Raw genomic sequence first — 21,849 nt, forward strand, 5'->3', positions numbered from 1 at the left:
AACTGTATCACTACCTAATTTGGGAAAACACTTTTTCAAAGTTTGTAAAATTAACCTAAACCAACGCCTATGCTAATTGACAATCATGGAAGAAACATCAATTACCTGAGACTATCTGTCACGGATAACTGTAACCTACGTTGTCAATATTGCATGCCGGAGGAAGGGGTAAACTTTGCCCATAAAAAAGATTTGCTGACTTGGGAAGAGATGTACACCTTGGCCAAAGCCTTTGTGGAAATGGGCATCAACAAAATTAGGATTACCGGTGGAGAGCCTTTTGTACGCAAAGGTTTGATAGAATTTCTAGAAAAAATCAACCAACTTACGAACCTAGAAGAAATCTCCATCACCACCAATGCCACCTTAATAGGCCCTCATATAGCCCAACTCAAAAAACTAGGGATCACTACCATCAATGTCAGCTTTGACAGCCTGGACAAAGCAAGATTCAACCACATCACCAGAAGGGACCAATTTGACGTTGTAATGGCCAATATATACCAAATGATGGAGGAGGGATTTGATGTCAAACTCAACTGCGTGGTAATGGATGGTAAAAACACGGATGACATTATTTCTTTTATCAAGTTTGTCCAAAAACACCCTATTAGCGTTCGTTTTCTGGAAGAAATGCCTTTCAATGGCCAGTCAAATGAGAAGCCCGTTTTAAAATGGGACTATATCTCCATTATAGAGCACATTAAAAGTGAATTTGGTGATTTGGAAAGACTTCCAGCTCCCCCTACTTCTACTTCCCTCAATTATAAAGTAAAAAATGCCAAGGGATCATTTGGTGTCATTCCAAGCTATTCAAGGACTTTTTGTGGCACCTGCAACCGTGTGCGGGTATCCGCCAAAGGAGAAATGCAGACCTGCCTTTATGCCACGGAAACCATTGACCTCAAATCCCTGTTAAGGGAATATACCAATATCAGCGAATTGAAATTTAGTATCTACACCGCTTTACAAGCCCGTCACAAGGATGGCTTTGAAGCCGAAAAAGGATCCGTTACCAAAAAATCAATGACACTTATCGGAGGATGAAAAACAGTAATTCCCAACTTTCCCATGTGGATCAAGATGGCAAGGCCAAAATGGTCGATGTATCGGAAAAAGCCATCACACAACGTACCGCTACAGCCCAATCCATCGTTAAATTTCCAGAAACAGTATTCAAAACATTGAGTGCAGATAACTTTCTTGGAAAAAAAGGCAGCATCATTCAGACAGCTATCATAGCTGGAACCATGGCAGCAAAAAAAACATCGGACTTAATTCCACTTTGTCATCCCCTTGCCCTCAGCAAGATACAAATTGACATCACTCCAGAAACTAACCAACTCAAAATCCTCTCCTCTGTAAAATGTGAAGGAAAAACAGGTGTAGAAATGGAAGCATTGACTGCAGCTAGTGTGGCGGCTTTGACCATTTATGATATGTGCAAAGCTTTGTCGCATGATATTATTATTAGCGAAACCAAATTAATGGCCAAAGAAGGAGGAAAACATGTATTCAACAGATGATCTTTATGGATTGGTTCTAGCTGGTGGCAAAAGCAGCCGAATGGGACAGGACAAAGGCGAGCTCCAATATTACGCAACCAACCATCGTTCCTACCTCTACCATACACTGAGGGAACTTTGCCCCAAAACTTTTATAAGCTGCAGGGCTGATCAAAAAAACATCATTGATTCGGGGTTCAATTATATTTTGGATGAGGATCAGTACAAAGGTCCCTTAAACGGGATGCTCTCTGCTCACCATGCCTACCCGGATAAAGCATGGTTGGTAGTGGCTGTGGACCTGCCTCATATCCATGAAAACAACCTCAGAGCCTTGGTCAAACAGCGACAACCCCAAAAATCCGCCACAGTTTACGCTACCCATGAATCCAAACTTCCTGAACCGCTGATTGGCATTTGGGAGCCTAGTGGGCTAATGGCAGCAGAAGCGTTTATGATTGAAACGCAAAAAAGTTGCCCCAGAAAATTCCTGATGAATACGGAAGTCCATTTGATATATCCTGAAAATGACCTTGAACTGTTCAATGCCAACTTCCCTGAAGACTATGAGCTGGCCAAATCAAGAATAGATGAATAATGGCTGAGTCCCGCTATCAAAAACACATTAAACTTAAAGGCTTTGGCAAAGAAGGTCAAGATAGGCTGACCCAAGCCAAAGTTCTGATATTAGGCGCCGGTGGCTTGGGCACTCCAGCCGCCCAATACCTCAATGGAGTAGGTGTAGGCACCCTTGGCATCATGGACCTAGATGTGGTTGAAGAAAGCAATTTGCCCAGACAGACGCTTTATAGCCCTGACCAAATCGGTCTCTCTAAAACCGATAGCCTGATTCAGTGGCTCCACCAACAGAACCCTGCCACACAACTGATCAACCATCAAGCCTTTCTCACACCTGAGAATGCTTTGGGTATTATTTCAAAGTATGACTTGGTCATTGATGCCACTGATAATTTTGGAACTCGCTATCTGGTCAATGATGCCTGTGTCATTCTCGACAAACCTTTTGTTTACGGAGCGGTTCAAGATTTCGAAGGACAAGTCAGCGTAATGAATTGCCAAGATGGACCTACTTACCGTTGCCTTTTTCCGGAATCAAACCAAAACCTTATGATTCCAAATTGTGATGAAAATGGTGTCTTGGGTGTACTCCCAGGGCTTATAGGTACCTATCAGGCGCTGGAGGCTATCAAAGTGATTACAGGAATAGGTGAACCTTTGGTCGGCAAGCTTCTGATCATTGACACTTTGGCACAGACTCACCTTAAAATTGGAGTGCCAGCAATTCCGCAAAATAAAAACATCAAAGCGCTAAAACCCAATTACCATCAACCCATGTGTGCATCAAACAACACGGTGAAACAGCTCGACCCTGAGGCTTTTTATCATCGCTTAAAGAAAAACTTACCTTATCAATTAGTTGATGTAAGAACAACAGAAGAATTCGAGCAGTACCATTTGGAACATGCCACACATATCCCTTTACAGGAACTTCAAAACCGACACTTGGAGCTAGATCAAAACAAAGACCTCATTTTACTCTGCCAATCAGGAAAAAGAAGCCTGCAAGCTGCCAGCTTCCTGCATGAAACCTACCCAACAGCAAAAATATTCAATTTATCGGGAGGCATCAATGCCTTGGAAAGCAGTACTAAGGACGAAGCTTTAAGGGGGAATTTGTAAGGACAAATAATTCTTTCACCCTTTTTCGCTAGTCTCAGTGCAATCCACTTTTAAAGACTGAAATGGAATTTGACATTCACTTCAAAACAAATACATAGCATCCATTATGATCAATATCCAGAAAGCCCTCGACCTTGTACTTAGCCAAAAACAGTTCTATGGAGCGGAAGAAGTTCCATTGACAGAGGCTGTGGGTAGATTTTTAGCAGAGGATATTTTTACCGACCGCGATGCACCACCTTTTGACAGGGTGATGATGGATGGCATTGCCATTCAGCTAAAAGACCTCAATGATCCTTTAAGACCCAACTACCCTATCCAAGGCATTCAAGCAGCTGGGGCTCCACAAATGACCTTGAAAGCCCCAGACCATTGCCTGGAAGTGATGACGGGAGCCATCTTGCCCCAAGGTACTGACACCGTCATTCCTTATGAAGAAGTGGAAATCAAAGAAGGCACGGCTTATGTAAAAATTGAAAAAGCTATCAAACGGTTTGTACATGGACAAGGATCTGACTCCCCAAAAGGCACATTAGTGCTTCAGAAAGGAAAAAAAATCCATCCTGGAGATATTGGTATTTTAGCAACCGTAGGCAAAAGCAGGGTAGAAGTGGCTAAAGTTCCTACACTTGCCATAATTTCTACCGGAGACGAATTGATAGAAATCGATGAAAAACCTCTGGCCCACCAAATCAGAAAATCAAATGTTTATAACCTCTGGGCTTCCTTACTTCAAGAAGGGATCCATGCTGAGCGGCACCATATCATCGATGACCAAAAGGTACTGCAAACCCAACTAAAAATCCTGGTCCAAAAATTCGATGTACTGTTGCTTAGTGGGGGAGTATCCATGGGAAAATTTGATTACCTTCCTACAGTTTTTGAGAATTTGGGTGTTCAGAAATTATTTCACCGCGTGGCACAAAGACCGGGAAAACCCTTTTGGTTTGGGTATCACGAAGAATTCAATACCAAAATATTTGCCTATCCGGGCAATCCTGTATCCACCTATGTCAACCACCTCTTTTATTTCAAACAGTGGCTATATGCTTCCTTGGGAAATAGCTGGACTTTTGAAACCAAGGAACTCGGAGAAGAAATGCCCGGCTGTCCTAACTTAGCAAGGTTTATCTCAGTAAATCTTAACTCTGAAAATGGTAGGGTATTACCGCTAAACCACAATGGTTCGGGTGATTTATTTAGTCTTGCCCAAACAGCTGGCTTTCTGCTTCTGCCCCAAAGAGAGGGAGTTTACAGGAAAGGGGAAAGGTTTTCGTTTATTACGATTCGGTAGTATCATTGTTTCAGGTCTGAAGACTTATAACAAAACTTTCAGAGGTCACCAAGACCCGTCAGGTTCTTGCAGTTATCTGAAAAATCCCCTTTTCTTTTTACACGATTTTTCTTGGTTAAAGTAGAAAGCTCAGGAGGCTTAAATACTTCCCAAATTAGTAGACCCCATAAAAAAGGTAAAATTAAGGTCACAATTATGTGAAATATTTTCTAAGACTTGTTCAAATACTTGGTCGCTATAATTCTTTTCAAAACTCATAAATTAAATATGAGATAAGTAATTTTTATCAAGGAATATAGCATTGTCTTTATCATAGGCTCCTTTTCTTTTGGATCTGATTTTTACTAGCAGATTTGTCCAAATCTAATCTAAATATATTTCCTCTGGATAGTTTAGCGTTAAAAGTTGGACAGCCACTAAAAGAAATTCATCCTTGGATTGAAAATTAATTTTTTCAGGTTGCTTTAACACTAACATATTCATAGAAGGGGTATAATCTCCAGTATATTTAAAAGTCTCTCCATAAACATTGAGCTGGTTATGATTTTCGGTCAGTTTCAGAAGAAAGGAAGTAAATCTTCCTTTAGGGTTTATACACAGCCTACGCACATTTATCAGGCTATCTTCCCCTACTGACCTTTGTCCATCACAAAATATCCAAATGTCTTTAAAAAGTGACTTGTCAAAATTAGCTAAAAATGACTGTCCTGATTTCTTGGATACTTTAAGATCTATTTCTTCATTAGCATTAAGCATTTTGAACTGATCAAAATATTGGTCAAAGCATTCCTCTGGTGTTTTAATACAGTTTCCCGAAATTTCGTTTTTAACAAACTGAGCCAGTTGGTCCAGTTCAGCTATTTCCTTATTGGAATAAAATTGAGCAATAAATTGGTCCTCACGGTTGTTTTGCGCACAACCAAATAATAACATCAAAATTAGTCCTCCTATTACCCTATTCATATTCACTTGTCTTTGCTAATGGTTCCTGTATAGCTTGTTAGACGTATTTAGATTAGAACTTTACCGCATTGGTTGGCTTTTCAAAAGCCTTTTCTGAAACCTTATTTATCTTGATTTCAATTGCAGTCGAGATGAATTTCATGTCTTTGTATTCCATAACTGACTTCAAATACATTGATTTTGTTTGTTCAAAGAGAGTATTGAAATGGCGATACTGATGCAACTCAAATGATGATGGATTAACAGGGAGTTGTTCAGAATAAAAGTAAGTCATCGAAAACCGACCAAAATCAAATTTTATTGATTTGCATTGATAACCACAAATTTCAACGAGTTCATTAGATTTAATAATTTCGTCTGAATCACTTGAACAATTGAAGAATTAAATCTCTCCTGAAGTATAAAACATATAATAATTATTAGACATCTTGTTATACAAAGTTCGAGTATATTCCTGGCCATGTGGAAATTCGTTTACAAAATTCCCTCTAGCATATGTCATTGTATTGATATTACCAAAAAGATTATAATAGTCCTGGTCTCTATCGGAAAGTCTCTTAGAGACAATTGAGTTTTCATAAGTTACTACCCCTTCAAAAAATTGCGTGGAACTACTTACAGGCTTGGAACTTCGGCAACTATTCAAAATCACACCTAATATTAGAAATATGGATAAAATTTTCACTTTCAAAATATTTAGTTTTAGCTCTGCCTCAAGAAGGTAATTACATCTAAAAATTAGTCATTAGTATTTCAAATACTACAATTTTATTTAAATAAGTCTTCCGACTTTTACCAATAACAAATGACTGCAAAAACTTCTACTTCCCAGAAAACCTATTAACAATAATCTGCTTTCCTGCATTTTTCTGGGTTCCCCAAAAAACCAAGTTTCCAGCTTTATCCACTTGCAGTCCAGCTGCGCCTGAGAAATCAACACCATCTTTGCAATGAAATGATTTAGTGCTTAATTTTCTCATAATTGGATCAAAATTCTCCATCTTACTCACCAATATCAAATCCGCATAATCTACATTTCCCTTTTGGTAAAAACCAATGGCATATATCACCTCCTTGTCCTTAAGCAAGTTAATGGACTGATAGCTCGCCCAGTCCTCAGGAGCCTCAAAACTATAAATTAGGGAAGGATCCTTTTCACCAAATTCCAACTCATAAAAATCCCAGTTCCGTGCATCCCAATTGCCAACAACCATCAAAAAGTCCTTGTCCATTGCCAATAGGCCTGTAGCCCCTGCTGTTGGTCTCTTTTCTTCTCCATTCCTTGTGACCATGAAATTTGGCTTTGCTTTTATAAGGTCATCCTTTTGGAAATCATACAAACAAACTTTAGCCGAAGTTCTGCTATGATTGTCCTCAATTCCCACGATCAGGTAACCCTTCGAGGCCTGTATGCCCCCGGCATGCCTGAATGGCTCATCCATCAGGGGAATCACCTTTTCTGCCTTTTTGGAAGCCATATCCAACTGCACTATATAGGATTGGTGATGGGAGCTTCCTGAAACAAATAACTTTTCTTCACCATCAACTTCCACCAATTGCACCCCTTGCAAATGTCCTCCTGCTGTGGGCACCTGGACCTTACTTTCAAAAATGATAATTTCTGGTTCATGTCCTAGGGACTCAAAAGCTTTAGGTACATTATCCAACTCTTGGCAAATCGATAAATTTGGGATCGACAGTAAAAGGTAACTGATAAAAAATCCAATCAATAAAAATCTTAAGTTCATCTTATTTTTAATTGGTGATAATTAAAACCATAAAGCAATTAATGCATAGCATTTGATCTGTAACTAAAAGAAACACGTTAAAAATGCTAGTTAGAAATTCACATTGGTATCGCGATAAAGCTACATACTTTATTTTCCCTTAAATAAAATCAACCAAGCCTTCCAGCTTCATCCCACGACTGCCCTTGATCAGGATCAAATGCTCTTCCAGTTGGGAATCGGCCAGCCAGTTTCTGAGGCTAAATGGATCAGGAAAGTAAAGAGCCCTAGGGGCTTTGGACAGAGCATGCTGTACCAATTCGCCTGTAAAACAAATCTTTTCAATATCGTATTCGCTCACCCATTCCCCTAGCTTTTGGTGTTCCTCTGCAGCGCTTGCCCCCAATTCATACATATCTCCCAAAATCACCATTTTATGAGGCTTTCCACTCATCTTGCCAAAAGTACGAATGGCTTGTTCCATACTACTGGGATTGGCATTATAAGCATCCAAAACAATCAAATTACTTCTTTTCTCGATCAACTGTGAGCGCATATTGCCAGGAGTATATGTACACACCGCATCCACAGCATCACTTTCAGGAACATCAAAAAACTTCCCTACGGTTAAAGCCGTAGCAATATTTTCAAAATTATAACCTCCCAACATATGGGTCAGTTGTTCTTCTCCATTGGCTGTCTTGAACTTGACAAAAGGATTGGCCTCCACAAACTCACAATGATAGCTATCTCCTTTGGCTGGATAAGTGACGGGGGCATCCATTCGCTTAATCATATTGCCCAAAACCGGATTTTGGCTATTAACAAAGATTTTACCTTGATGGCTGATCAAAAACTGGTACAGTTCAGTCTTAGCTCTTAATACTCCTTCAAATCCACCAAAACCTTCCAAATGGGCTCGGCCAATATTGGTTATCAGACCATGAGTTGGTTCTGCTATGGCACATAGCTCCGCAATGTCTCCAATCTTATTCGCTCCCATTTCCACAATACCGATTTCCGTGGATTTATCCATGGCCAGCAAGGTCAATGGCACACCAATATGGTTATTCAGATTCCCCACCGTAGCGTAAGTTTTGTACTTCTTGCTGAGCACGGCATTGACCAATTCCTTGGTGGTAGTCTTGCCGTTGGATCCGGTGATGGCCAAAAAAGGAATATCCAACTGCTTTCGGTGATAATTGGCCAGTTGCTGAAGGGCTGTTAAAACATCCTTCACCAATATGTATCGCTCATCTCCTTTTACTAAATAAGCTTCCTCATCAATCACAACAGTGGCAGCACCGATTTCCAAGGCTTGTGCTGCAAAGCTATTGGCATTGAAGTTTGGGCCTTTTAGGGCAAAGAAGATATTTCCCTGACCAATTTTGCGCGTATCTGTGCTTACCCCAGTGGAATTTTGATAAACTGAATATAAGGATTCGATGGTGGACATGATTAATTTAACTTTTACCCAAAATAAATGAATCCACTACATCTTTAAGCAAGATTGTTCGTTTAATTTTAGATGAAAAATAAAGTTTCTTGATCTTTACGGATATGAAATACCTTTTCCCTTTCCTTTTAATTCTGCTTCACTTTTCCAGCTTTGCCCAAAAAGCCTATCAGTACCAAGAAAAAACCATAAGCCAAAATGAGCAAGTCCTTCCCATGCCTTTTGCTGGAGGCATCAATTCCGCCCAGGTGCAATCCATGGATCTCAATGGAAATGGAGTGGAAGAGTTGGTCATTTGGGATATCAATTCGAGAAGCATTAAGGTCTTTGAACAGAATAGTGGTCAATATCATGAGCTTCCCTACATGCATCATTTTTTTCCTGCCGACGTCAGTGGTTTTCTGGTTTTAGCAGATTTTGATGGAGATGGCAAAAAAGACCTTTTTACTAGCACCGCTTTTGGGATCAAAGCCTATAAAAACATGAGTGACAATGGAGACAGCACTCCCACTTGGGAAGTTGCTGAAACCTTTCTAAAGCTTGAAAACGGCACAAATTTCCAAGCCAACAATCTTGATGTCCCTGCCATCCAAGACATCGACGGTGACGGTGATTTGGATATAGTAACTTTTAATTTTGCCTCCGGGGATTATTTGGAGTTTTACAAAAACACCAGCGTAGAGCGGACTGGCACAGCCAATATTGATGGCTTTGCAAGCCCAGTAATTCGGTGGGGGAATTTTGAATTTTGTGGCTGTGGCACTTTCTCATTTGGACAAACCTGTGATGGTAATCCTATTTCCAGAAAGCTTCCCGAAAACGAAAACAATGCTATCCAACATTCAGGGGGACATGCCATTCTGTTAAGGGACTTTAATGGTGATGGAGTCCTGGACATGGTGATGGGCCAGGATGAATGTAATACGCTTTACTATTTAGAAAACCAGGGTAGCAATACGGCTCCCATTTTCAATGAGTTCACCACCAGTCTCCCTGGTTATGGGGCATTCCCTCAATTTCCGATCTTCCACGTTCCACAAATCTTGGACAATCAATTACTCATTAGCTCCAACAGTTCAGAAACTTCCCTAACCGTTGGAATCGATTTTTCAAAAAGCTTGTATTTGAAAAATCCAACGTCTAACTCTTCTTTGGTGACTATTGCATTTCTGCAGGAGGACATGATAGACTTAGGTGAAAATTCTCGTCCATTTTTCAAAGGAAATGCTTCCTCAGGAACGCTTATCGTAACGGCCAACACAATTCAAGAAGGCAGTGCTGTTGGGCAGGCATTCCGTTATGTATGGAACGGGGAAAGTCTGGAATGGGCAGAAGCTGATTACCTCAACTTATCAAACTTGGGTTTGACAGAACTTCAGTACCTGGAGTATACTTCTTCTGAAAACGATAACTACCTGTTTGTTTCAGGTGTGGAAATTGTGGACTTTGTGCTAAGTCGATCACTCTTTTTTTCCAATACATTGGATGCGAACAATCTCCAACTGGTTTCCATTCCCAATGTCACACTACGAAGCAATGACCATTTTGAATTTTACCAAAATGAAGGAGAGGACTATTTACTACTGGCCAGGCAAACCGGTGAACTACAGCGATACCTAGTTACCTTTGAGGACAACATGCCTCAATTTAAATTATTGAACAATGACTACTTGGGCTTTACTGATAATCCCAGCAGCCGCAATTTGGTAGTCAAAACAGCCAATTCGAATGGCCAATTGGATCTCTATGCAATTGATCAAAGAGGAATTCTCTCCTATATCTCTGACTTTCCTGCATCCTCAGGCAACACTAATACAGACTTACTGGCTTTTCCTGATGGAAGGGTACAAAGCACCAAGCTAGGCCGAAATACTTGGATAGCCACAGCTCCTGAGGCCTTTGGCAGCAAAGTCCACTTGGTCTTGGGCAACAGGGCAGGAGGACTTCAATACTTGGAAGAAATTACAAACGGAACCAATCCTCCCGTAGAAGGAGAACTACAGGTCAACGTTTACCCTAACCCAACTAATGGGCCATTGAAGGTCATTGCCAATGAAGCTGGACAAGCCCGATTAATCAATTCCATGGGACAAATACTGGTCAATGAGTTCGATATAACTGCCAACACCATCCAAGAAATGGACCTACACAACCTAAGCCCGGGCCTCTATTTTGTGGATTTTGTCAGTGATTCAGGAAAGAGGATGACTAAAAAATTGATTGTACAATAAGTTGTTTAACTATCCTTTACTTTCAAAAAAGTCAAACAACTACTTTACCTCAAACCGATCGGCATCTTTCCAAGCTGGGAATTTTTCCCTGTATTGCCTTAATTCCTCAGCGTCAAGATTCACGTTCAAAATATCTTCCTTATCAGCTACAAAAGCCATGGTGCTTCCTTTGAAATCATACGCTGCGGAATGCCCGGAATAAGTGATACCATTCCCATCTTCTCCCACCCGGTTTACCCCAATGGTATAGCACAAGTTCTCAATGGCCCTCGCCTTCAACAAAGCATCCCAAGCACTTTCCCTAGCAGCAGGCCAAGACGCTATATAAAAGGAAAGGTCATAGTCCATCTCACCATTTTGATTGGATTGATTTCTGGACCAAACTGGAAAACGAAGGTCGTAACAGACTTGGGGCAGAATCTTCCAGCCCTTCAGTTCAAAGACTTCATTTTTCAAGCCCATATTATAATGATGATCTTCTTGGGCCATTCTAAAAAGATGCCTTTTATCATAATGTCGGACGGTACCATCTGGACTTACCCATAGTAAGCGGTTAAAAAACTTCTTATCCTCTTTGATGATCACACTTCCTGTCACCACAGCCTTGCTTTGTTTGGCCATTTGCTTCATCCACTTGGTGGTGGTAAAGTTCATGGGCTCAGCCAACAGCTCTGCCTGCATAGAGAACCCGGTAGGAAACATTTCCGGAAGAATGATCAAATCTACTTTTCCCTGTAATGGCCATAGCTTTTCTTCCAACATGGCCAAATTTGCTTCTCGATCCTGCCAAAACAAATCGGTTTGCACCAAGGCAATCTTTAGGTTTTCCATCAACTTTGATTTTAACAAAAAAGTTGATCAGGATCAGTCCCAATCAACTTTCAATATATCGTTTTACAAATTTTATTTAACAGGATAAACCATCCTATAGTCAGTAGGTATTTTACCTTTGCTGACATCTATCAATTTACTCTTGACCATTCTCTTTTTCAAACCTTTCAGGTAATCCACAAAAAGTATCCCTTCCAAATGGTCATACTCATGTTGTATAACCCTCGCTGTCATCCCAGAAAACTCTTCTTCTTTCAGGTTCCAGTTTTCATCAAAATACTCGATGGTCAATTTCTCTGGACGAATGACTTCTGCCCTTACATCAGGTATGCTCAAACAGCCTTCTTCGAAGCTATAGTCATCACCATACTCATCCAATATAATTGGATTAATAAAAGCCCTTCTGATACCTTTCTCTTCACTGTCTTCATCCAGCATCAAGGTACTGTCAATCACAAAAAGCCTAATGCCTTTGTTGATTTGGGGGGCAGCAAGCCCCACTCCACTTGCATGATCCATGGTGTCATACATACCCGAGATCAAGCCATTAATATCTTCTCCTTCGTTGATTTCTTCTGCTTCTCTCTTCAATATCGGATTTCCGTATGCTACTATCGGATATATCATATTTGCTCTAAATAGGTTTGTAATATAATCGCCGCGCTGATCTTGTCCAGATTTCCGGCTTTTTCTTTTCTGTCTTTCTTTTTACTGCCCATGGTGATCATACTCTGCATGGCCAGCTTGGAAGTGAATCGCTCATCGACCAGCACCACTTTCTTGTCCGCATATTGTGCGGCCAATTTTTCTTTTAACTTGATCGACGGTTGGGTCATATTGGTATCACTGCCGTCCATGGACTTAGGAAAGCCCACCACAATGGTTTCCACCTCTTCCTTGGAAAAATAATCCTTCAGGAATTTGTCCAAGTCGATTGTCCTGATGGTTTCTAGTGGATTGGCTGTAATCTTCAGTATGTCCGTAACGGCAATTCCAGTTCTTTTTGTTCCCAAGTCAATGGCTAAAACCCTTCCCATCTAATTCAATCTTATTTTGCTGATTATCTTCCTTTTCACCTCTTTCTCCAACTCAACAGCTTTTGGAAACAAAAGTTCATTCTCAATGGTGGCATGAATGATCAGCTCCTTTTCAAAATTCTGCAATTCATGGTAAAGCACTTTGATCGCAGTAGGAGCAGCTTGGTCCAATAGGTAACCATTGGTAAGCCTGCGGATACCTTCCATTTCGTCATCATGTACCTCATGTTCTTCTGCCAAATCTGCAATGGGAGAATGTCCTAAAACCTTTAAAGCTTCCTCCAATCTGTACCGGTCACCTTCAATCTCCTGCAGCGTCTTGATTCTGTTAAAAAGCGTATTCTCCTCTTCATGAATGTGGTGGATAAAATCATCCACAAAAAGTGGAAACATCAACCTCATATCCCCCAAAAGGCTGGCATATTGATCGTTTGTGGAGATTCCTTCAATCATATTGGAGAGAAAAGGCAACTCATGTCTCAAAAAGAAATGGTGCTTATTTTTGAGATACTCCACCAATACCTCAATGGGGTGTAGATATAGTTCCTCTTTGCTTGGCTCTTTTCTCCAAGCCCATACCTCCAGTTCATTGATCAGCTGCCGGGGATTGATTTTAAACGCCTTGCAAACTTCCTCCAAAGACTGCTGCTCATATCGGTAAAAGCTGATTCCAAAATAATGCAGCACTCCCGCGAAAACATAGTTTTCCTTTACAAGTTCTCCAATTGAGCGTTTCTGTATGTTCGGAAAATTTGGCATGTAAGCAAAAGTAAAATTTTTTCGGTTAAAATTTGAGCATATCAGTCACCGAAATTGATTTTATTACGTTTATAAAAACGAAATAGTGGAAAATCATGTTAAATTGTATATTTGAAGATTAATATTGATCTTACTCTAATCTAGTAATCATAAAATGAGGACATCGTGAGCGAAGAAAGAAAGACTTTAGGTTCTGAAAAAGAACCAACCAAAAACACCAAAGCACAAATTAGACTTCCTATCATTCTGGCCTTGGCTATTTCTGCTGGCATTTGGATAGGGGCTACTTTTGCTGAACCTAAAACTGACCACAATGATCTGAAAGCGGCTTTGTACAAGTTGCAGGAAATCATTACTTATATTGACAGAGACTATGTGGACACTGTCAACACCACCGAATTAGTAGAGCACGGCATTGAAAAAATGCTTGAGGAACTTGATCCTCACTCCAGCTATATTCCTGCCAAGGATGCAGAATTGGCCCAATCACAACTTGATGGGGAGTTTGATGGTATTGGCGTGGAATTCGGAATTCTAAGGGACACCATCTATGTCGTGGCGCCTCTGACCGGAGGCCCTTCTGAAAAATTGGGCATTCAGTCTGGTGACCAGATCATCAAGGTAGATGGTGAAACCGTGGCTGGAACCGGCGTAACCAATAGAGATGTCTTTGATCTTTTGAGAGGCCCTAAAGGAAGTGTGGTCAATGTGGCCATCAAAAGAAAACATCAAGCGGACCTCTTGGACTTTGCCATTACCCGAGATAAAATCCCACAATACAGCATCAATGCGTCTTACATGATCAATGATGACACGGGATATATCAAGATCACTCGTTTTGCAGCAACTACTTATGACGAATTCAAACAGTCTTTGGAAGAGTTAAAAGCCGAAGGCATGAGCAAATTGGTACTTGACCTTCAAGGCAACCCAGGTGGTTACATGGGAGCTGCTATCAACATTGCTGACGAAATCCTAGCAGACAATGCTTTAATTGTTTCCCAAAAAGGGAAAGTCAATCGCTACAACCAAAAGGCTTATGCCATGAGGCCTGGTGTGTTTGAAGACGGATCAGTGGTTGTTTTGATCAATGAAGGCAGCGCTTCCGCATCAGAGATTGTTTCCGGAGCACTTCAGGATAATGACAGGGCTTTGATTGTAGGTAGAAGGTCGTTTGGTAAGGGATTGGTACAAATGCCAATTGACCTTTCTGATGGTGCTGAACTGAGACTGACCATTGCAAGGTATTACACGCCATCAGGCAGATCTATCCAAAAGCCTTATGGCGACAATCCAGATGAGTACAGCATGGACTGGATCAACCGATTTGAGCATGGTGAATTCTTCAGTGCTGACAGTATCCATTTCAATGATTCCCTGAAGTACCAAACTACTAAAGGAAGAACCGTTTATGGTGGCGGAGGAATCATGCCAGATTATTTTGTCCCAATGGACACCACCATGACCAGTGCTTATGTCAACAGGCTGTTTGGAACAGATACCCACAGGGAATTTATCTTGGACTACTTGGAAGATAATAAGAAGAAATTTGAAAATATGTCATTTGAAACCTATTACAATGACTTTGAGATTTCTGATAAAATGCTTCAAGAAGTCATTGCTATAGGAGAAAAAAATAATGTGAAATTTGATAAAAAAGCTTTTGAAAAATCAAAAGCCTATTTGAAGATTCTACTCAAAGCCCATATGGGAAGAAATATTTATGATGACAATGCATTCTATAAGGTCATCAATGACATTAATGAAATTTATCTCCAGGGCATAAAACTATTTAATGAAGCCGAAAAACTAGCTTTCAAACAAGAGACAGTGTCACAGTAACACAAAAAAGCGGGTGGTTACCCGCTTTTTTTATTTTTTATTTAAATTGCTTACTTGAATCCATTACAACCTTATCAAGCACAATGAAAAACCTGTTAGCCTTTCTCTCCATTTTATTATTAACAAGTATTAGCATGAGTGCCTTTAGTCAAACCAAATTAAACCATATAGCTGTATATGTAGAAGACTTAAAAGCGAGCTCTGATTTTTATGGCAATTTCTTAGGCCTAACAGAAATAGAAGAACCTTTTAAAGATGGACTGCACACTTGGTACGACATAGGTGGCGGCCAACTTCACCTGATAGAACAACTTCCTTGGACAGCTCCTACTATCAACAAAATCAATCACCTTTGCTTTAGCATGGCCGACTTGGATGGCTTTATTGAAAAGTTAAGAGCCAATAATATTTCATTTGAGGATTGGCCAGGAGAAAAGGGCAAGGTCAACATCCGCCCTGATGGGGTTAAACAAATCTATATCCAAGACCCAAATGGTTATTGGATTGAAGTAAACGATGAACACTAAACTTATACTGTTAACTTAGGCATAAGGTATGAACAGCAATATTTCAATTAATAAAAAACCCAAGCGTCTCCATTGATTTAGCGAGAAGAAGATTAACACTTAGTTTTAAAACTCCTATCCCATTAATTAATGATTCACTTACTATTCAGTTCAGCTTTTTAGCTCATTAGAGACGATTTATTACTCCGACAACTATGATCAAATATTCTAATCAAACCAGGACTCTAACAGCCATTGACTGTATTATTTTTGGCTTTGATGGTTCAGATTACAAGCTACTTTTGATACAAAGGGGCTTTGCGCCAGAAAAGGAAAAATGGAGTCTTATGGGAGGATTCCTTCAGCCTACAGAATCACTTGATGATGCTGCCAACAGAATTCTTAAACAGCTAACCGGCCTGGAAGATGTCTATATGGAGCAAATGCATACTTTTAGCAGACCTGACCGCGATCCTGTAGAAAGAACCATTGCCGTAGCCTATGTTGCCTTGATTGATATCCATAAATATGAAAAACAGATCAGCGATACATTCCATGCTCACTGGTTCAGTATGAATGAATTGCCCCATCTTATTTTTGACCATGAAGAAATGGTTGAAATGGCAAAAACTAGGCTCAGGTACAAGGCCGCCCTTCACCCTATTTTGTTTGAGTTGCTGCCCAAGAAGTTTACCCTTCCCCACTTACAAGCTATGTATGAAAGCTTGTATGAAACCAAAATTGATAAGAGAAACTTTACTAGAAAAGTACTCTCTACCAATATGTTGATCAAAGAAAATGATAAAGATAAGACCAGCTCGAAAAAAGGTGCATTTTATTACAGCATCAATGAATCCACCTACAAGGATCAATTTCAAACCGTTTTGAATTTCATTCCCAGAAATGAAATTCCAGGAGTTAATGAGTAATTTTTTGCTCATTATTTTTTTTTCTGATTTTTTAGGTGTAAATATGACACTTAAATAAATTTTACATTGGAATTGCTCAGGCAATACGCTTAACATAAACCCTCAATATCATATCATGACTGCAGGTTTTTCTACTTTAGATTATGTTATCTTCATACTCTACGCCATAGCCATTGTTTCGGTAGGCTTATGGGTTTCCAGGTCAAAAAAAGGTTTGGAAAAAACAGCTCAGGAATACTTTCTGGCTGACAAATCACTCACGTGGTGGGCCGTGGGTGCCTCCCTTATCGCAGCCAACATTTCCGCTGAACATTTTATTGGAACTTCTGGGTCGGGCTTTGCCATTGGTCTTGGGATTTCAGCCTACGAATGGATTGCAGGTATTGCGCTCATCATCGTCGCCAAATACTTCCTTCCTATCTTCCTTCAGCATGGCGTATACACCATGCCCCAGTTCCTGAGCGAAAGGTTCAATAAAGGTGTAAGTACAGCTTTTGCGGTCTTTTGGCTCCTAGTATATGTATTCGTAAACCTGACTTCGGTAAGTTACTTAGGTGCATTGGCTTTGGACAAAATCATGGGAATCCCCTTGCAATATGGCATTATCGGTCTATTGATATTCTCTGGCATTTATTCTATTTATGGAGGACTCGAAGCGGTAGCCTGGACCGATGTAGTGCAGGTAATCATCCTTGTTGCTGGTGGTTTGATCACTACATTTCTGGCATTAGATGCTGTAGGTATGGGTGATGGTGTCATAGCGGGTATTGGTAACTTGTATCAAGATGCCAAGGACCACTTTGTCATGATTATGCCGCAGGGCAGAGTCATGGTACCAGATGGTGTCGGAGGAAGCCGAGATGCTTTCCAGGACCTTCCCGGACTTGCTGTTATTCTTGGCGGCATGTGGTTGACTAACCTTGGTTATTGGGGTTTCAACCAATACATTATTCAAAAAGGACTTGCTGCCAAAAGTATTGAAGAAGCCAAAAAAGGTTTATTATTTGCAGGCTACCTAAAGCTCCTCATGCCGATCATAGTGGTTATCCCGGGCATTGCTGCTTATGTGTTGATCAATGATTACACCCCAGAGCAATTATCTGCCATCCTTAACATGCCTGTTGAGCACATTGGCACCATCCAAAAATCAGATGAAGCCTATCCTTGGCTTTTGAGAAATTTTATTCCAAATGGGATAAGAGGCTTGGCCTTTGCAGCCTTGGCTGCTGCGATTGTTTCTTCCTTGGCTTCCATGATCAACAGTACCTCCACCATCTTCACCATGGATATCTATAAGGTTTATTTCAAGCCAAAGGCCAACAACCATGAGATGGTAAGGACGGGAAGAATTGTGGCTGTTGTGGCCCTACTTATCGCCATGATAGTCGCCCCACAACTGGCCTCCTTGGATCAGGTATTCCAATATATCCAGGAATACACCGGCTATATTTACCCAGGTGTGGTTGTGGTATTCGGCATGGGACTGCTTTGGAGACAGGCTACTGCCAATGCAGCTTTGTGGACAGCCATAGCGACCATACCTGCAGGTATAGTCTTTAAGGTCTTCTATCCTGAAATGCCATTCATATTAAGAATGGGGTATGTGTTCATCATCCTTTGCTTTATCGCTTCTTTGATCAGCTTCTCTGAGAAAAAGAGCTTTATCAACCCCGATCATAAAGCAGGAAAGCAAGCCGCCAAAACTGTGGCTTCAAGCTACTTCTTCATTCTATTGGGCATTATTTGTGTGGCAATCGGATTTGGATTATTTAGTAGCTATGCTTACTTGGGAATTGAATCCATCTTCATGCTTGGCGTATTATTCCTGATGCTTGGTATCATCCTTTATACCAATATCAAAATGGAAACTGCAGACCATAAATCATTTAATGTTGACCCTGCATTATTCGATACCACTACATCTTTCAATCTTGGTGCAGCCGGCATAGTGCTTATCGTAGGGCTACTATACTACTTCTTCTGGATGTAAAGACAACTTTGAGAAAGAACAATTAGAAAGAGATATGAAAAATTTAAAAGAAAATGAGGTTTGGTTTATCACGGGCAGTCAGCACCTTTACGGAGAAGAAACCCTTCGTCAAGTGGCCGAGCACGCCCAAATCATTGCTCAGGAACTCAACAATTCAACCCAAATAGCTGTCACCACTGTATTTAAACCTGTGGTAAAAACCACTGAAGAGATTTATGCTATTGTCCAAGAAGCCAACCAAGCCCATAATTGTATCGGATTGGTAACGTGGATGCACACTTTCTCTCCTGCAAAAATGTGGATCAATGGCTTGAAAATCCTTCAAAAGCCATTGCTTCACCTGCATACCCAATATAATCAGGATATTCCATGGAACTCCATTGATATGGACTTCATGAACCTGAACCAAAGTGCCCATGGTGATCGGGAATTCGGTTTTATTACTGCCCGAATGAAAGTGAACAGAAAAGTAGTGGTAGGTCACTGGAAAGATGAAGTGGTTCATAAACAAATTGATGTATGGGCCAGAGCAGCCAGTGGCTGGCATGATTGGCAAGGAGCCAAATTCGCCCGTTTTGGAGACAATATGCGTTTTGTAGCCGTAACAGATGGTGATAAAGTAGAAGCAGAATTGAAGTTTGGTTTCGCTGTCAACACCTATGCAGTAGGTGATCTGGTTGAAAAGATTGATGCAGTTTCAGATGCACAGTTGAAAGCTTTAGTGGAAGAATATGAAGCCAGTTACAACCTCACTGCTGACCTCAAGTCCGGTGGAGCCAAAAGACAATCACTTTTGGACGCTGCTAAAATTGAAGTTGGCATGAGAGCCTTTCTGGAAGAAGGTGGATTCAAGGGGTTCTCCAACACCTTTGAAGACCTTCATGGCATGAAGCAACTGCCTGGCATCGCCACACAGCGTTTGATGGCCGATGGATATGGTTATGCCGGCGAAGGCGACTGGAAGACAGCAGCCCTAGTCAGGGCAATGAAAGTAATGGGAAGTGGACTGGAAGGTGGCAATGCCTTTATGGAGGATTACACCTATCACTTTGACCCTAACAACAGCCTGGTTCTTGGGTCTCATATGCTAGAAGTAGATCCTACCTTGGCAGCTGGAAAGCCATCCTGCGAGGTACACCCTTTAGGTATCGGGGGTAAGGAAGACCCTGTCAGGTTGGTATTTAATGGTATAGATGGCGCTGGACTAAACGCCTCCATCGTAGACATGGGCAATCGATTCAGACTAATCGTGAATGATGTAGAAGGAGTGGCTCCTTTGAAAGACCTGCCTAAACTGCCCGTAGCACGGGTCATGTGGAAACCTATGCCAGACATGAAAACAGGTTGTGCGGCCTGGATCTTGGCAGGTGGTGCTCACCACACTTGCTTTAGCCAAAGCTTAACTTCAGAACATTTGAACGACTTTGCCACGATGGCCGGTATCGAAAGTGTCAATATCGACAAGGATACTACTTTAAGAGAAATCCAAAACGAGTTAAAGTGGAGCGATGCCTACTATCACCTTAATGACAAATAAAAATATATGTATATCCGCAATTTTACCAGTAAAGATTAAAAGCGAGTAGAAACTAGCCTTTTGATTAACGTATTAACTGCTTCAGAGTTCAGGTCTACCTAGCTGCTAGACAGACTTTCGACCACTTGAGCAAAGGATGTATGATTACTGGCATCATAGCGAATAATCAGATAAAAATAATAAGTAACAATCTATATTAGAAAAAGCGATGTTTGTGTAGCGTCGCTTTTTCTCAAACATTTCTTGAAACCGATTTCATGAAAGTTTCAACACAAAATTATTTTTGTTATTTTTGACTAAAACAACACCTAAACCTAACCTAACCAACATGTTACAAATTAATCAAGCATTGAAATTAACCGTTTTGATCGGGAGTTCAGCTCTGCTCCTCAGTAGCTGCCAGTCCAATTCAAACCATGCTTCGGAACAAGAAAGCGTATCCACCATGGACAACTCCCAACAAGACAGCCTGAGCTTCCTATCCCAACCACTGGTCACCGATCATTACACGGCAGATCCATCTGCCCATGTTTTTGGGGACAAGCTTTACATCTACCCTTCCCATGATGTGGAAACTATCGTGGAGGAGGATGATTCTGGTGCACATTTCAATATGATGGATTACCATGTTTATTCTATGGAATCTCCTTCATCAGAAATAATTGATCATGGAAAAGTATTGGACCTAAAAGACATTCCTTGGGCCAAAAGACAATTATGGGCGCCCGATGCTGCTGAAAAGAACGGTAAATACTACCTCTACTTTCCAGCCAAAGACCAAGAGGATATCTTCAGACTGGGGGTAGCCACTGCTGATCAACCTACTGGCCCGTTTAAAGCCGAACCCGAGCCTATCGAAAACAGCTTTAGCATAGACCCGGCCGTGTTCAAAGACCAAGATGGCCAACACTATATTTATTGGGGAGGAATCTGGGGAGGACAGCTCCAAAAATGGAGAACTGGTAAGTACTTATCCACAGGCAACAGCCCCTATGCAGATGAACCAGCAGATGATGAACCAGCCATAGCACCTCAAGTGGCCAAGCTCAGCGAAAACATGCTACAATTCGGAGAAGCTCCTCGAGCTATTGAAATCTTAGATCAGGAAGGTGAACCTATCAAAGCAGGAGATCATGATAGGAGGTTTTTTGAAGCGGCCTGGGTGCATCTACACAATGACACCTATTATTTTTCCTATTCTACAGGTGACACGCACAACATTGCATATGCGACAGGAGACAATCCTTATGGACCTTTCACCTATCAAGGTGTAATACTCAAACCTGTGATGGGTTGGACAAACCATCACTCCATTGTGGAAGTCGAAGGGGAATGGTACATTTTTTACCACGACACTCAACTGTCAGGAAAAACCCATTTGAGAAATATCAAAATGACCAAACTCACACATCGTCCAGATGGTAGCATTGAAACCATTACTCCGATGAAAAAATTAAAATAAGCTTCTCCAAGTCTACTATTTTATATTTTGACTACAAAGGAAAAGAGGCTGTCTCCCATATTCCCGTCATTACTTGTCC

At 40.9% G+C, this 21,849-nt stretch carries 19 protein-coding genes; 12 read left to right on the plus strand and 7 right to left on the minus strand.

Going from position 1 to position 21,849, the window contains the following annotated elements; translation table 11 throughout:
* Positions 1–69 precede the first annotated feature (69 nt).
* The 5 genes from moaA to IFO69_RS04445 all read left to right on the plus strand — a co-directional run bounded on the left by moaA (position 70) and on the right by IFO69_RS04445 (position 4,500).
* Entirely contained in the window at positions 70–1,047 is a 978-nt protein-coding gene (gene moaA, locus IFO69_RS04425; protein WP_192008690.1) for a GTP 3',8-cyclase MoaA, read from the plus strand.
* Positions 1,044–1,526, plus strand: a complete 483-nt coding sequence (moaC, locus tag IFO69_RS04430) for a cyclic pyranopterin monophosphate synthase MoaC (protein ID WP_192008692.1) — start codon at positions 1,044–1,046, stop codon at positions 1,524–1,526. The genes moaA and moaC overlap by 4 nt, the downstream gene beginning before the upstream one ends.
* A complete protein-coding gene (locus IFO69_RS04435; RefSeq protein WP_192008694.1) occupies positions 1,510–2,103 on the plus strand; it encodes an NTP transferase domain-containing protein in 594 nt (197 codons plus the stop codon). Before moaC ends, IFO69_RS04435 begins: the two co-directional genes overlap by 17 nt.
* On the plus strand, positions 2,103–3,206 hold the full coding sequence (locus IFO69_RS04440) for a HesA/MoeB/ThiF family protein (protein ID WP_192008696.1): 1,104 nt from the start codon (positions 2,103–2,105) through the stop codon (positions 3,204–3,206). Before IFO69_RS04435 ends, IFO69_RS04440 begins: the two co-directional genes overlap by 1 nt.
* Positions 3,207–3,312: 106 nt before the next feature.
* Positions 3,313–4,500, plus strand: a complete 1,188-nt coding sequence (locus IFO69_RS04445) for a molybdopterin molybdotransferase MoeA (protein ID WP_192008698.1) — start codon at positions 3,313–3,315, stop codon at positions 4,498–4,500.
* A gap of 363 nt (positions 4,501–4,863) precedes the next feature.
* Here the strand turns inward: IFO69_RS04445 and IFO69_RS04450 are convergent, their stop codons facing one another.
* The 3 genes from IFO69_RS04450 to IFO69_RS04460 form a co-directional block, all read right to left on the minus strand.
* A complete protein-coding gene (locus IFO69_RS04450; protein WP_192008700.1) occupies positions 4,864–5,463 on the minus strand; it encodes a hypothetical protein in 600 nt (199 codons plus the stop codon).
* Between the two features lie 821 nt (positions 5,464–6,284).
* Complete coding sequence (locus tag IFO69_RS04455; RefSeq protein WP_192008702.1) at positions 6,285–7,211, minus strand: hypothetical protein; 927 nt, start codon at positions 7,209–7,211, stop codon at positions 6,285–6,287.
* Positions 7,212–7,350: 139 nt separating this feature from the next.
* Positions 7,351–8,646 (minus strand): UDP-N-acetylmuramoyl-tripeptide--D-alanyl-D-alanine ligase, encoded by a 1,296-nt coding sequence (locus IFO69_RS04460; protein ID WP_192008704.1) that lies wholly within the window; start codon positions 8,644–8,646, stop codon positions 7,351–7,353.
* Positions 8,647–8,750: 104 nt separating this feature from the next.
* Here IFO69_RS04460 and IFO69_RS04465 point away from each other — a divergent pair, with 104 nt between their 5' ends.
* A complete protein-coding gene (locus IFO69_RS04465; RefSeq protein ID WP_192008705.1) occupies positions 8,751–10,877 on the plus strand; it encodes an FG-GAP-like repeat-containing protein in 2,127 nt (708 codons plus the stop codon).
* A 39-nt stretch (positions 10,878–10,916) separates the two neighbouring features.
* On the opposite strand, the gene IFO69_RS04470 is transcribed toward IFO69_RS04465, so the two are convergent.
* The 4 genes from IFO69_RS04470 to IFO69_RS04485 all read right to left on the minus strand — a co-directional run bounded on the left by IFO69_RS04470 (position 10,917) and on the right by IFO69_RS04485 (position 13,504).
* Positions 10,917–11,708 (minus strand): amidohydrolase, encoded by a 792-nt coding sequence (locus IFO69_RS04470; protein WP_192008707.1) that lies wholly within the window; start codon positions 11,706–11,708, stop codon positions 10,917–10,919.
* Positions 11,709–11,780: 72 nt separating this feature from the next.
* Entirely contained in the window at positions 11,781–12,335 is a 555-nt protein-coding gene (gene def, locus IFO69_RS04475; RefSeq protein ID WP_192008708.1) for a peptide deformylase, read from the minus strand.
* Positions 12,332–12,745, minus strand: a complete 414-nt coding sequence (ruvX, locus tag IFO69_RS04480) for a Holliday junction resolvase RuvX (protein ID WP_192008710.1) — start codon at positions 12,743–12,745, stop codon at positions 12,332–12,334. The genes def and ruvX overlap by 4 nt, the downstream gene beginning before the upstream one ends.
* Entirely contained in the window at positions 12,746–13,504 is a 759-nt protein-coding gene (locus IFO69_RS04485) for a hemerythrin domain-containing protein (protein ID WP_192008712.1), read from the minus strand.
* Positions 13,505–13,669: 165 nt separating this feature from the next.
* Here IFO69_RS04485 and IFO69_RS04490 point away from each other — a divergent pair, with 165 nt between their 5' ends.
* The 6 genes from IFO69_RS04490 (at position 13,670) to IFO69_RS04515 (ending at position 21,770) form a co-directional block, all read left to right on the plus strand.
* Entirely contained in the window at positions 13,670–15,346 is a 1,677-nt protein-coding gene (locus IFO69_RS04490) for a S41 family peptidase (protein ID WP_192008714.1), read from the plus strand.
* 83 nt (positions 15,347–15,429) lie between these two features.
* On the plus strand, positions 15,430–15,873 hold the full coding sequence (locus tag IFO69_RS04495) for a VOC family protein (RefSeq protein ID WP_192008716.1): 444 nt from the start codon (positions 15,430–15,432) through the stop codon (positions 15,871–15,873).
* Between the two features lie 194 nt (positions 15,874–16,067).
* Positions 16,068–16,781: an NUDIX hydrolase gene (locus IFO69_RS04500; RefSeq protein WP_192008718.1), complete on the plus strand. Its 714-nt coding sequence runs from the start codon at positions 16,068–16,070 to the stop codon at positions 16,779–16,781.
* Positions 16,782–16,896: 115 nt separating this feature from the next.
* Positions 16,897–18,771 (plus strand): sodium/sugar symporter, encoded by a 1,875-nt coding sequence (locus IFO69_RS04505; protein WP_192008720.1) that lies wholly within the window; start codon positions 16,897–16,899, stop codon positions 18,769–18,771.
* Positions 18,772–18,805: 34 nt separating this feature from the next.
* On the plus strand, positions 18,806–20,308 hold the full coding sequence (gene araA, locus IFO69_RS04510; RefSeq protein ID WP_192008722.1) for an L-arabinose isomerase: 1,503 nt from the start codon (positions 18,806–18,808) through the stop codon (positions 20,306–20,308).
* A 328-nt stretch (positions 20,309–20,636) separates the two neighbouring features.
* A complete protein-coding gene (locus tag IFO69_RS04515; protein ID WP_192008724.1) occupies positions 20,637–21,770 on the plus strand; it encodes a glycoside hydrolase family 43 protein in 1,134 nt (377 codons plus the stop codon).
* Positions 21,771–21,849: the final 79 nt, after the last annotated feature.

The organism is Echinicola arenosa (assembly GCF_014841125.1).
Taxonomy (GTDB): domain Bacteria; phylum Bacteroidota; class Bacteroidia; order Cytophagales; family Cyclobacteriaceae; genus Echinicola; species Echinicola arenosa.